Raw genomic sequence first — 13808 nt, forward strand, 5'->3', positions numbered from 1 at the left:
AACGGGCTAATTATTTAATGTTAACATAATGCAAAGGGGCGTTTAAAAGCTTCAGCCGCTATACCTTAGTCTTGATCCTTGATGTGAAAGCAGGGGCGGGCACTTCAAAACGTTTTAGTTTTTAAATCCTGTCTCTTTTGTTCAATTTTGCCTATTGCAAAAACGCAGCCCAACTATGAACACCAACCCGATAAATCTTGCCGTACGTTTTCTGCTGGAAATAACCATGTTGATTGCACTGGGCTATTGGGGATGGCATGCAACAACCGGCTGGTTACAATATCTCTCAGCTATTGGTCTACCTGCAATAGCCGCGACCTTATGGGGTGTTTTCCGCATTCAAAACGACCCAAAGCCCGCCCCTGTGGAGGTGCCGGGCGTAGTACGGCTTCTGCTGGAATGGGCATTATTCGGCGCTGCGGTTTTGGCCCTGTTTAGTTTGGGTTATTTCAAATTGAGCCTTGCGATGGCTATTGTTGTAAAGCTACATTATATAGTGTCGTATGATCGTACCTGGGCGATGCTTCGGAATAAAGCTTATGAGGGATTTTTAAAATAAAAAATGTGAAATGTCCGCCTTGCCGCTTGGCCAGTCGCAAATCCTTAGTCCCTGGGCGGTATTTCATCGGCATGAGAAAAAATCAGTAAAAATCTTTTATTTATTTCTCAATATGAAAATTCGTCAAAAAACTAAAGTAATCCTTTATTCTAATCATAAATCGCATAAAATCATACTCCATGATTTATTAAAAATATTCCTGCAGGGAATTTAATAAAGGCATTTTTAACTCGTTCAAAAAACGTTTTTTACCGAAAAAATGTCTCTCCCTTGTTTGAAGGCAGTATAAAATTAAACCCCGGAACCCACATTTTATTTAAATTACACTTATAAGCTAAAAAAATAATACAGGCATAGGCTTTGTAAGTGAGGGGTATAATGAACCTCTTTATAAAAAATATGGTTAGCAGTCGTTGCAAAATGATTGTTGAACTTGAGTTTGAAAAAGCCGGCCTAAAATGCACAGCTATTGAGCAGGGAAGGGTAACAATAGCGGGTACTGTTTCACCAATACAAATTCAAGAAGTTGGAGTTGCTTTGCTAAACTACGGATTAGAACTGTTAGATAACAAAAAGAGCATTTTAGTTGAAAGAATTAAACAGGTGATCATTGATATGATCCATCATTCAGAGAATCAACTAAAAACCAATTTTTCTGACTACCTCAGCGACAAACTAAACCTCGATTATACTTACCTCGCTAATATATTTTCAGATATCCAGGGTATCACTATCGAGCATTTTATCATCCTGCATAAAATCCAGTTGGTAAAGCAATTGATATGGCAGGATGAGCTAAACCTTACTGAAATTTCCTGGAAACTTCATTACAGCAGTGTTGCACACTTATCTACCCAATTTAAAAAAGTTACCGGTGTAACTCCTTCGCAGTTTAAGCATTTTACATTTCAAAGCCAGACCGGGCTGGTAAATGTGTGAATTATATAACATATTCAAAAAGTTATGTAACACATAAATTACGCATCACCATAGTTTTGTACTATCCTGAAATCTGACCCAATAGGACCCAGGGAGTTACAATTTACCTATCAAATATATATTCATGAAAAAAAACTTTACCCAGACTATGGATAGCGCCTTTATGCGTCAAAGCAACGGCTATTCCAAAACATTAAAAACCACATGGTCGCTGGTATTACTTGTCATTGTTTTAGCGTTCGGATGCAAAAAAGATGACTTTAAGGGCGAGATCAAAGGCGTTTGCCCTGTTGTGGTTTCAACCGATCCGGCTGACAAAGCTGTAGATATTGTTTTAAACAAGGTGATCTCCGCAACTTTTAACACCAGTATGTCCCCGTCAACCATTAATGAAAAAACATTTATCATTAAACAGGGTGCTACAGTTATTACAGGAACAATAGCTGCAACAAGTGGCACGGTTTTTACTTTTACCCCAACCCAACCGCTGCTCCCTTTCGTAATTTATACGGGTACTATTACATCTGCGGTAACCGATACTTTACATACTGCGATGGTTAGTAATTATTCCTGGACCTTTACAACCATTCCACAAATAACCCTGGCATCAAACCCTGTTATTGGCGGAACAACTGATGGCGCAGGTACATTTGCGCAGGCATCTGTAGCTACTGTAACAGCAACACCTAATACGGGTTATACATTTACCAACTGGACAGATAACGGAGTAATAGTCTCAACCAGTTCAAGCTACCAGTTTACTATGGCCGGCAACAGGGCATTGGTTGCCAACTTTAAGGTGATACCTGCTTCGCAGTTTGCGGTAATATTAAATTCAAGCCCAACAGCAGGCGGAACAACAAATGGATCAGGTTCATATAATGCAGGTTCAAAAGTAACAGTAACAGCCGATCCAAATACCGGGTACACCTTTATTAACTGGACAGAAAACGGCAATATCGTTTCAACAAGTTCAAGCTACCAGTTTATTTTGGTTGGCGCCCGTAAACTAGTGGCCAACTTTAAGGCAATACCTCCATCCCAGTTTGCATTAGTATTGTCGTCGAGCCCGGCAGCAGGTGGTTCAACAACAGGTTCTGGGGCATATGCATCAGGTTCGTCAGCAAGTGCAACAGCAACTGCTAACCCTGGTTATACATTTACATCATGGAGTGGTGATGCAACAGGCACAAACAATCCATTAACCGTTACCATGAACGCCAATAAACATGTAACGGCAAACTTTACACTTAATGTAGTAATAATACCACCCGTTTTGGGGAATGCTGCAAAATTCGGAGCTTTTGGCGGAAATGCAGGCGTAACCAACCAGGGTCTGAATACGGTGATCAACAATGGCAGCATCGGCACAACAGCTGCGTCAACCCTGGTAACAGGATTTCATGATGGCACAACCGGTGATATTTATACAGAAACACCACTTAACAAAGGGGATGTAAGCGGCAGGATCTATACAGCTCCGCCAGCTCCCGGAACAGCTACTTCTTTTGCAGTTGCATCACAGGGGCTGCTTGATGCAACCATCGCCTATAACAGTATTTCTCCAGCTTCAAAACCAGGAGGAATTGATCCCGGCGCAGGCGAATTGGGCGGCTTAACTTTAGCATCGGGGGTATATAAGGCCGCAAGCGGTACATTTAAGATCACGAATGGCGACCTTACACTTGATGCCAAGGGCGATCCAAATGCGGTTTGGATCTTTCAGACAGCTGCCGGACTTACCGTAGGCACAGCCGGACCAGCAGGAGCCAGGAATGTGGTTCTAAAAAATGGCGCACTTGCTAAAAATGTTTATTGGTATGTAGGAAGCTCAGCTGTAATCAACGGCGCAGGTGGCGGAATCATGACAGGAACTATTATATCCTCTGCGGGCATTACTTTTTCTACGGCTGGTAATGCGGTACAAACGGTATTAAATGGCAGGGCTATTTCTTTGGTAGCTTCTGTTACTATGGTAAATACGACCGTTAATGTTCCTCAATAAGCAAAAAATAGTGTAAACCTGTGTTATATCTCCTTTGAGGGATGTAACACAGATCTATCAACCAAAACAATTAAAAAATATCTTATGTTATCAACTTATAAAATAATTCAAAAAGTAATTACTTGCTGTTTGATGATCACCATGGCTGCAACTGCGGTTAAAGCTCAAACTACATTACCGACCTGGTGGTTTGGTGTATCCGGCGCTGCCAATTTCAACTTTTATGATGGCACAACCCAAAGGCTAAACAATTCTTTAATTGCCCCAACCGCTTTCCATAAAGGCAATGGGGTACGTCCTTATGCATCAATTTTGGCGGAATATCGTCCCGCAGGAATCTGGGGGGCTATGCTGAATGTAGCATATGATGGCCGTGGTGGAAAGTTTAATGATGTAGTGGCCCCATGTAATTGCCCGGCTACCTTAGAAACCAGCACGAGTTATATTGCCGTTGAGCCAAGTATCCGCCTGAGTGTGCCTTCAACAGGCTTATACTTTTTCGCTGGGCCAAGGGTCGCGTTCAATATTAATAAGGATTTCGCATATACCCAGTTTAAACAGCCCAATACCGATGCCGAACTGAGCGCCATGCACAAAACCCTGGTTTCGGGCCAGGTTGGTGTAGGATATGATATTATAGTTTCACCGGCTGCAAACACTACAATGATCAGTATTTCTCCGTTTGTTTCCTATCATCCATATTTTGGACAGGAACCGCGTAATATTGAAAGCTGGTCTGTTACAACGGTGCGTGCAGGTATAGCCCTCAAATTCGGCAAAGGGCATAAAGTTGCGACAATACCTCCGCCGGCTGCAATTATTCCTGTTGTGGTTCATGATTTTATTTTTTCTGTTCAGGGCCCCGGAAATGTATTGGTAAAACACGAAGTAAGCGAAACACTACCACTGCTTGATGTGGTATTTTTTGATGACGGATCAACAGAAATTCCAACCAGGTATGTTATACTTACAAAAGAACAGGCAACCGGTTTTAGGGAAGGACAGTTACAGCACGAACAATTAGAGAGCATGACGGACCGTTCTGCCGGGCAATTAAACGTTTATCATAATGTACTGAATATTTTAGGTGATCGAATGCGGGCAAATCCCGAAACTACCATTTCCCTTGACGGAGCTTCAGGCAAAGGACCAAAAGATGCCAAAGCGTTTGCAGAATCAATAAAACAATATTTAGTAGATGTATTTGGAATCAGCAGTTCAAGGATTACGACCCGCGGCAGCTTCAAAGCACATCCGTCCTCAGAGCAACCCGGGGGAACAAAAGAGCTTGTCCTGCTGCGTGCAGAAGACCGCAGGGTTGACATTGAAAGCGCTTCACCCGAATTATTAGCTGAAGTAGGCGGAGTGATGATGAAACCGGCTCAAATTACATCTACCCAGGTTAACCCACTTGATAATCAAGTTGTTTTTAAAGTCGACTCGGCCAAAGAATTACTTAAATCGTGGGCCATTGACGTCACGGATTCAAAAGGAATAACCCAGCATTACGGACCATTCTCCGGAGACCAGCAAAATGTACCACAAGCCTCCATCCTGGGTGATAACCCTGGTGGTGACTATAAGGTTGTAATGACCGCGGAGACAAATAGCGGATCGGTTATCAAAAAAGAAAGTACAATTCATTTGGCCCATCAGGATGATGAAGTTCAAAAAGGCTTCCGTTATAGTATCGTATTTGATTTTGATAAAGCGAAATCGATGGCTGAGTATGATAAGTTTTTAACCGGTATTGTATCACCCTTAATTGTTGATGGGGCAACTGTTAGCATACATGGGCACACGGATATTATCGGAGAAAAAGAACACAATCAAAAATTGTCGGACAACAGGGCCAAGGAAACCCAAAAGATCATTGAACATGCCATAGCCAATTCAGGCAGGGACCATGTGAAATTTGAAACTTCCGGCTTTGGCGCCGATCCTGCCCATTCACCTTTTGAAAACAATTTGCCCGAGGATCGTTTTTATAACAGAACAGTTATAATAGACATTATCCCGAATAAATAGAAAGCAGGTATTATTTAACTATATAATAAAGGCGGGAAATTTCCCGCCTTTATTATTGAAATAAGGTTAGTTACTACTAACAGGTTGGGTGAATTTCCTTTTTACCACCGGTTAAATTCAATAGGTTATTAATTTATCAACCAATAAATTTTTCTTATCCGAAAACATCTCCGATTTAGGTAAAAAAAGCAGGAAGATTTTACCAGGCCCATGTATCTGTATACCCTTAATTTGCGTGTTTAACACTATGCGTACCTTATATTTATAGTGGTACAACAATGGTTCTCATTTCAATTACCAACCAGCATTTTGTTTAAGTTGGCCCTGGCTTATCTGGATATCTTTTGGTGGGATAGGCCAAACGTTGTCTCTTGCCGGAACAAAATTACGGGCGGGCCAAACAACAGAACCATTGGCCCCGTGTAATGGCTTGGCATAAATGGTCTGCGCATCGCCCCAGCGAACCAGGTCAAAGTTCCTGTCGCTCCATTCACCTGCCAACTCACAACGGCGTTCATGCTTTAAATCTGCCATGTTTGCACCTGATTTGGGGGCTAAACCTGCTCTCTGGCGGATTAAATTGATCTCGGCATCACCACTTTTACCCTGCATAATTTCAGCTTCAGCCTTGAATAATATTACCTCGGCATAGCGCAATAAGGGTACATTTAAATCGGTTGATGGTTCATCGCCATTAGGGCTTACATGAATACCACCGGCATAGCTGAAAGGCTCCATATATTTATTAAACTGGTAGCCGGTTAAGCTGTTACTCTTCCCGCCGATGGGATAAGTATAAGTTTGTCCGAAATATTGGAAGGTATCGCCTTGTTTAAGAATGGTTGTCTGCAGCCTTTTGTCGCTTGCTTCAAATTCGTCAACAAGCTCCTTAGTTGGCTGAAAATAACCAAAACCATTGTACAGGCCCCATCCCTTATTCTCCAGCATCGCACCGGGCAATATGCTTTGTCCGTTTGAACTGCTGGCTACAGACCAAATATATTCTGTACTATAGTTATTGGCAATTTTAAATACATCTGCATAGTTTGCTAACAATTGATGTTTACCACTTAAAATTACTGAATCGGCATACTTTTCTGCATTAGCGTAATCTTTAGCGTGCAGATATGCCTTCGCCAGGTAAGCCCATGCTGCAGTTTTATGTGCCCTCCCATAATCGGCAGGGGCAAGCTTGTCAAAATATGGTAAAAGTGAGGCTGCCTTTTTAAGATCAGACACGATATAAGCATAATTATCCTTTACAGATGCAGGTTGCGCAGGAAACGCAATCGGATTAGCCCTGTTTTGTAAAGGTGCACCTTGCGCGTTGGTTCCATACAGATCGGCAATTTCCAGGTGCATAGTGGCATGAATAAAATATGCCTGCCCAAGGATAAAGTTTTTAGTTGCCTGATCCATATTTATAGCCGGGACATTATTAATAATATCATTAGCCCTTTTCATTACCACAAAATGTAAAGACCATGGCGCGTAAGTACTGCCTTCATTTCCGGTACAAACAAAGTTTTTTATATTTTCCCTGTCAGACGATGTACGGCCCACAACCATGTCATCACTTGCATTAATAAACCAAAAGAAACCACGCCCGTACATATCTTCACTGTTACTCTGCAATTCATACAAGCCATTAGCAGCTTGCTGGGCATCATCGGCTGTTTTCCAAAAGTTGGCCGTAGTTGGCGTACCTGTTGGCTTAATGTTATCCAGGGTGCCCTTTTTGCAACCTTGCACAGCTATTAAAATTATAATGCTTAAAATGGTGCAAGTATATATATTCTTAAATTTCATGACTCTTTATTTTAAAATCCTTTACTTGGTAAATTATAATCCAACATTAACACCTAATAAAACTATTCTTGACGGTGGGTAAAGCCCCAGATCAACTCCGTTCTGGCCAATACCTATTTCGGGGTCAAGGCCTGTGTATTTGGTGAATGTTACCAGATTTTGCGCATCAACATATAACCTTAAACTGCGGACTCCCACTTTATCGCAAAAATTCTTGTTTACAGTATAACCGAGTGTTGCGTTTTTAATCCGCATATAGGCGCCGCTTTCAACATAAAAATCCGAAACATTACTAAAATTACCATTAGGGTCGCTGGCTGATAATCTTGGGATATTGGTATTGGTGTTGGTAGGTGTCCAGGCATTTTTAGCTGCCGCTAACAGGTTGTAGTTTTGTATTGATGCGTTTAAACCAGTGTATTTAACGCCATTAAATAGTTTGTTACCTGCTACCCCCTGTAAAAATACACTGAGGTCAAACGAGGCGTAGTTAAGGTTAGCTGTAAATCCGTAATTAAATTTGGGAAAGGGAGTACCCAAATAAACTTTATCGCTTGTATTGAGCTTTCCGTCACCATTAACATCAACAAATTTTATATCTCCCGGCTTTGCATTTGGTTGGATCAGCGTGCCGTCAGGTGCCTTGTAAGCATTTACCTCGGCCTGCGACTGGAATAACCCCGCCGTGCGGTATCCGAAAAAGGAATAAAGCGGGTATCCCTGTACCAGTTGCACAGGCACCAGATTGTCCCTTACTGTTGGGTTGCCCAATATAGTTTCCTGCCCGGGTAAAATATCATTTATCTTATTTTTAATGTACGACCCATTGAGTGAAAGGTTATAATGCAAATTCCCTGTGCTGCCCTGATATTTAACCGCTAATTCAATCCCTTTATTTTGGATCTCGCCCCCATTTACAAATGGTCCATTTGACACCCCGTAAACAGCGGCTACAGGCGGTTGAAACAAAAACTGGGTGTTCTTTTTTACGAAGGCATCAACGGTAAGATCTAATTGCCCATTCAGAAAGCCTAAATCTAAGCCAATATTTGTTTGTGCTGTCTTTTCCCAACGTAAATTGGGGTTTGAAATCCCCCCGACTGCCGCCCCTGTAATAATGGCTGCAGGGCTACCCAAATAACCCGAAGTTTTAGTTAAGGAAACAGAGGTAGGAAAATTTGGCAAACCGGGCAGGTTGCCTGATTGGCCATAACTTGCCCTTAACTTGGCAAATGAGATTATACTTTCTCTAGGAAAAAAAGGCTCTTTACTAATGATCCATCCGGCAGATACTCCCGGATAGTTTTCTGACCGGTATTTACTGCTTAACTGAGATGTTGCATCCCGGCGTATAATGCCATTAATAAGGTATCTCTCCTTATATTCATAACCAACCCTGCCGATATAGGAGATAGTGGCATTTTCATTTTTTTGTCCTTGTAAGGGGATACCTGTTGGTGCAAGGGTTCCGTTTATAATATACCGGGACGAGGGATCTTCATTTAAATAATTATCGGTATTAACACTAAAAAACTCCTGTGTATCGTCCTGGTAGGTATAACCCGCCAATGCTGTTATATGGTGGTTATTGCCAATCGTTTTGTCGTACGTAAGCGTTTGCTCTGCCAAAACAGTAATAAAATTATTATCTTCCTGGAACAGTGAATTATCAAAAAACTTTTTGCCCGGCTCTAAAATCCTGGTATCAAAATTTTTAATTGTTTCCAGGTTTTTATTCACCCCAAGGTTTGATCTGAATTTAAAATCCTTTAAAAATTTAATTTCAACGTATGGATTTATATTAAGGCTGGTTACAGCATCACTATTATCCAATCGTTTAAGATAAGCTACCGGGTTAATCACATCACCATATGAGCCTGCATATTGTGCCGGTACACCGCCAAAACTTCCATCAGCATTATATATAGACGCATTAGGCGGATAAAATATAGCGGTTAGTATTGCACCTGTGTAATCACTTGTAGTATTGGCGCCTTGTCCGTTATTATATGAAAATGAGGCGCTCTCCCCTATCTTAAGCCAGTCTTTAATTTTATGATCAGAGTTAAACCTGAAATTATACCTTTCTGAATGTGTATTCAGCAAAATAGCATCGTTTCTTCGGTAACCACCTGAAACATAAAAGTTAGATTTCTCGCTGCCGCCACTTAAATTCAGGTTATAATCCTGTACATGACCTGTTCTGAAAAGTGCATTGGGCCAATTAGTCCTGGTGATGCGCGAATCGGGGTTTACCTGTGCGTTAAACGCATCCAGCCGGGGTAAGCCGGCGTTATCATAGGCTTGATTAATAGCATCCGCATATTGTGCCGCATTTAATGCCTGCAAAATCTTTTCGGCATTTTGGAAGCCAGCCTTTGCGGTGATATCAACATTTGTTTTTCCCTGTTTACCACGCTTGGTAGTTATTAATATTACGCCACCAGCAGCCTTCGCGCCATAAATAGCCGCATACGAATCTTTTAATACTTCGATAGATTCAATGTCGCTGGGGTTTATAGGGCCGCCGTTGTAAATTGTTCCATCCACCACTGTTAATGGCCCCTCGCTATTAAATGAGCTTTGTCCGCGCACCCTGATGCTGGGCAGGGCAGTAGGATCGCCGCCTTCATTTAATACAGTTACACCTGCCACCTGGCCCTGCAGCATTTCAGTAACCGAACCAACAGAACGGTCTTTAACATCTGAAACTTTTAAAGACCCAACCGAACCTGTAATGTCCGCCCTTTTTTGAGTGCCATAACCTACAACTACTACCGTTGATAATCCGGTCATATCACTTGCCAGGGTTACATTAAGGGGCGAATGATCCGCAACTATTGTTTGTGTCTTATATCCAATAAAGGCAAATATCAAAGTATCCCCTTCTTCTATTGTTATTTTAAAATTCCCGTTTATATCGGTAGAAACTGCAGCATTTGAAGCTTTACTGCGAACAACCACACCGGGCAGGGGGCCGTCTTTGTCTGTTACCGTACCCGTTATAACTATCTTGCTTACTACCGGTAAAACTTTTTTACGGGAAATAATGATAGTGCCGTACTTTTCCCTGTATTCTACAGCAGTGTGGCTGGTTAAAGCATCAAGTACATACTTTAAAGATTTATTGATAAATTGACTTTCTTTTACTTTTACCTGCGCCACATCCTCTAGCTTGTAATTAAAGGAGACGTTATTCACTGCTTTTTTTAATTTTTCAAGTGAGGCATCAAGAGTTTCATTGGCAAACTTTACCGTTACCGGCTGGTCGGTTATTGAATTTTTTTGTTCTGCCAAAGCCCTCCGCGGCATTGATGCTGTTAAAACAGTTAAGAGCAATAAAACTACACTCATTAACTTTCTCAAAATCTGAGTTAAAGGTTTTTCCATATATTTGTTTTTTTAATAGTGATTAGTAGCTGCCCGCTTGTTTTAGTTTTGGCAGTTACCCGTAATTAGCCAATGCTTGTTGACAGCAGGCATTGGTTTTCTCTTTATATTTATTTAATATTTACTGTGTTACCCTGCAGTTTATATGATCTGCCATCAATAACCTGTAGTATATCCACCACCTGTTTAATTGTAAGTTTATTTGGAAGTCTAACCGAGTAATGCTGCCTGTTGGGTTTTGTACCCAGGTATCTGAAATTAATATTGTACCTGTTTTGGAGATAAACGGCCACCTCTTTAAATGAAACATTATCTAAAATAAGTTCATCACTCATCCAGCTGATCGAATGGTCATCAGCAATTTGCTGTTTTATAAAACTTTGGCTTTGTTTATTATAAATTAACAGTTGCCTGGGGGTATACATACCAAACGTATGCGTTTGATCGTGCACTTCAACCTTACCGGTTTTAACAAAAAGCCGGATATCAGATAGTTCGTTATAAAATTTTATATTGAATGATGTGCCTAATACCTGTGTGGTAACTTTGGCCGTATGTACTAAAAATGGTTTTAAGGCATCGTGTTCTACCTCAAAAAATGCTTCTCCATCCAATAAAAACACTTCGCGTTTTTTGTCGCTGAATTTAACAGGGAATTTAATTGTAGTGCCGGCATTCAGTTGCACCACTGTATTATCCGGCAATGTTACCTGGGTCATTTGGCCTTTTGGCGCTGTAACCGTTTGGTAAACCATTCTATCGCCGGCATTATGATTGAAGAATTTCCCTGAATATAAAATGCCGCCTAAAATTGCCAGCACCAGGGCTGCTGCAACTTTCAGCCATATCATATTCAGTTGTCTAACCTTAGCGGGAGCCACGGTCTGCATTTCTATTCGTTCCCAGAGCGCTTGCTTCAACCCCTCTTTTAACGGTTTAGAATCCGTTTCGGAGTCAAATTCATGCATCATAGCCTTCAGCAAGGCTAATTCTTCAGGAGTGCATTTACCTGAATGGAATTTTTTTAGAAGTTTTTTAATTTCCTGTTCGTTCACTTATTTGGCTATATACCTAATAAGTGACAGGTTGGCGGCGGTTGTACTATAAGAAATGAAAAAAAAATATCAGCAGTAAAAATTCTTTGAAATTATCGAAAGGAACAACATTATAATATTGATGAACAGATTTTTTTAGCCGGGCTAAGGCTCCGCTGATCTGATTACGAACCGTTTGATGTGAGATCCCTAATTCCGTTGCTATTTGCTGGCCGTTCATATCCTGCTCCCGGCTGCATAAATAAACCTGGCGCATCTTTTCAGGCATGTTATTTACTTCAGCACTTATTAACCTGCTTAATTCAGAAATGCTTATTTTTTGAGCGGTACTGTCTTCGTAACTTTCTTTTTCTTCCGTAATATTATCTAGCGGTACAGGTTGTGATTTTTGTTTCTTATACCACCTGAATACCATATAGTTTACAGAAACAATAAGATATGCGGCAAGAGACCCGTTAAGCTGTATGGTGCTACGGTTCTTCCATAACGACAGGAATAATTCCTGGACCATATCCATGGCCTCATCTTCGTCCGCTGTTTTTTTTAGCGCAATTGCTATTAGTTTATCGGCATAACGTTCGTATATTTCTTTGAATGCACAATGATTTCCACTTTGCAATTCGAGCATTAACTGAACGTCCGAATATTGTTTCATAACACTAATTTACCGGGACAAAGTAAAAGTTACTATATTAAACTAAATTTAAATATATATTATCACTTTCAAAATTATTGTAAATTAACACTTTGCATAGTCGAATATAGTTTGTAGTCTGCTTTAAGACAACAGAATGAGGCTAATATAGCTACCTTTGCCCCGATGGCCGGTATCTATATCCATATTCCCTTCTGTAAACAGGCGTGTCATTATTGCGATTTTCACTTCAGCACCTCCTTAAAATATAAGGACGATCTTTTACAGGCGCTGATAAAGGAGATCGGACTGCAAAAAACTTATTTAGCAGGCGAAACCATTGAAACCATTTATTTTGGAGGTGGCACACCGTCCATATTAAGCGCAGATGAGCTTAACCTGCTTATCGGTACCATAACCAAACAGCATACCGTAACTGCCAATGCCGAAATTACCATTGAAGCTAACCCGGACGACCTTGATAAAGCCAAACTACAGGCACTGCGACAAACGGATATCAACCGGTTCAGCATAGGGATTCAGTCGTTTTTTGATGAGGACCTGATGTGGATGAACCGGGTACACAGGGCTGCCGAAGCCGAAGCATCGGTAAAACGGGCACAGGACCTGGGCTTTGAAAATATTACTGTCGACCTAATCTACGGCTATCCGTTACTTAATGATACCAAATGGAAATACAATTTAGATAAAGTATTTGAGCTGGATATTCCCCATATATCCTCCTACTCCATGACGGTTGAACCGCAAACGGCCCTTGCGTCGTTCATCAAAAAGAAAAAACAGGCACCAATGGACGACCAGCAAAGCGCCGAACAATTTGTTTTATTGATGGATGCCATGCAATCGCACGGATTTGAGCATTATGAGATCTCCAACTTTTGCAAGCCTGGCCATTATTCACGCCATAATTCAAATTACTGGAAAGGTGTGAAATATCTTGGCATTGGCCCGTCGGCCCATTCATTTAACGGCGAAACAAGACAGTGGAACGTGCCCAATAATGCAAAATATATCCAGTCGCTTGAAAAGGCTGAGATCCCCGCTGAAACCGAACTGCTTACTGAAACTGACCGATTGAACGAATATACCATGACATCCCTGCGTACAATGTGGGGCCTCGATCTAAAAAAAATCAACATTATTGCTGCTGGTGCCGATAGCCCATTGATTAAAGCTGCCGAACCTTTTTTTGAAAAGGGGTGGATTGAGAGAAGGGAAGATATTATTACCCTCACCGCGATGGGTAAGCTTTATGCCGATCATATTGCCTCTGAGTTATTTTTTTAGTAATCCAACTATTCTGCCAATTACTTACTGCCTGTTGTAAATTCTCCCAAAGCGCGGGCGACATCTACGTATTATATTCCT

General features: G+C 41.2%; 9 protein-coding genes. 5 read left to right on the forward strand and 4 right to left on the reverse strand.

Annotation, left to right across the window (positions count from 1 at the left end; translation table 11 throughout):
• Positions 1-175: 175 nt before the first annotated feature.
• From KXD93_RS13575 to KXD93_RS13590, 4 genes are all read left to right on the forward strand, one after another.
• Positions 176-559, forward strand: coding sequence for a YrdB family protein (locus KXD93_RS13575; protein ID WP_258137666.1), 384 nt, complete (start codon positions 176-178; stop codon positions 557-559).
• Between the two features lie 420 nt (positions 560-979).
• Complete coding sequence (locus KXD93_RS13580; RefSeq protein ID WP_258137667.1) at positions 980-1498, forward strand: helix-turn-helix domain-containing protein; 519 nt, start codon at positions 980-982, stop codon at positions 1496-1498.
• A gap of 124 nt (positions 1499-1622) precedes the next feature.
• Entirely contained in the window at positions 1623-3503 is a 1881-nt protein-coding gene (locus tag KXD93_RS13585; protein ID WP_258137668.1) for an ice-binding family protein, read from the forward strand.
• Positions 3504-3587: 84 nt separating this feature from the next.
• The gene (locus tag KXD93_RS13590; RefSeq protein WP_258137670.1) at positions 3588-5531 is read left to right on the forward strand and encodes an outer membrane beta-barrel protein; all 1944 of its coding nucleotides are present in this window, start codon (positions 3588-3590) and stop codon (positions 5529-5531) included.
• A 294-nt stretch (positions 5532-5825) separates the two neighbouring features.
• Here the strand turns inward: KXD93_RS13590 and KXD93_RS13595 are convergent, their stop codons facing one another.
• From KXD93_RS13595 to KXD93_RS13610, 4 genes are all read right to left on the reverse strand, one after another.
• Positions 5826-7340: a RagB/SusD family nutrient uptake outer membrane protein gene (locus tag KXD93_RS13595; protein WP_258137673.1), complete on the reverse strand. Its 1515-nt coding sequence runs from the start codon at positions 7338-7340 to the stop codon at positions 5826-5828.
• Positions 7341-7373: 33 nt separating this feature from the next.
• The gene (locus KXD93_RS13600; RefSeq protein ID WP_258137674.1) at positions 7374-10730 is read right to left on the reverse strand and encodes a SusC/RagA family TonB-linked outer membrane protein; all 3357 of its coding nucleotides are present in this window, start codon (positions 10728-10730) and stop codon (positions 7374-7376) included.
• A gap of 110 nt (positions 10731-10840) precedes the next feature.
• Positions 10841-11785 carry a FecR family protein gene (locus tag KXD93_RS13605; protein WP_258137675.1) on the reverse strand — a complete coding sequence of 315 codons (945 nt, stop codon included), beginning with the start codon at positions 11783-11785 and terminating at the stop codon, positions 10841-10843.
• 46 nt (positions 11786-11831) lie between these two features.
• A complete protein-coding gene (locus KXD93_RS13610; protein WP_258137676.1) occupies positions 11832-12440 on the reverse strand; it encodes an RNA polymerase sigma factor in 609 nt (202 codons plus the stop codon).
• Positions 12441-12605: 165 nt separating this feature from the next.
• Here KXD93_RS13610 and hemW point away from each other — a divergent pair, with 165 nt between their 5' ends.
• Positions 12606-13727, forward strand: coding sequence for a radical SAM family heme chaperone HemW (gene hemW, locus KXD93_RS13615; protein ID WP_258137677.1), 1122 nt, complete (start codon positions 12606-12608; stop codon positions 13725-13727).
• Positions 13728-13808 lie beyond the last annotated feature (81 nt).

The sequence above is a fragment of the Mucilaginibacter phenanthrenivorans genome (assembly GCF_024721155.1).
Lineage (GTDB): Bacteria > Bacteroidota > Bacteroidia > Sphingobacteriales > Sphingobacteriaceae > Mucilaginibacter > Mucilaginibacter phenanthrenivorans.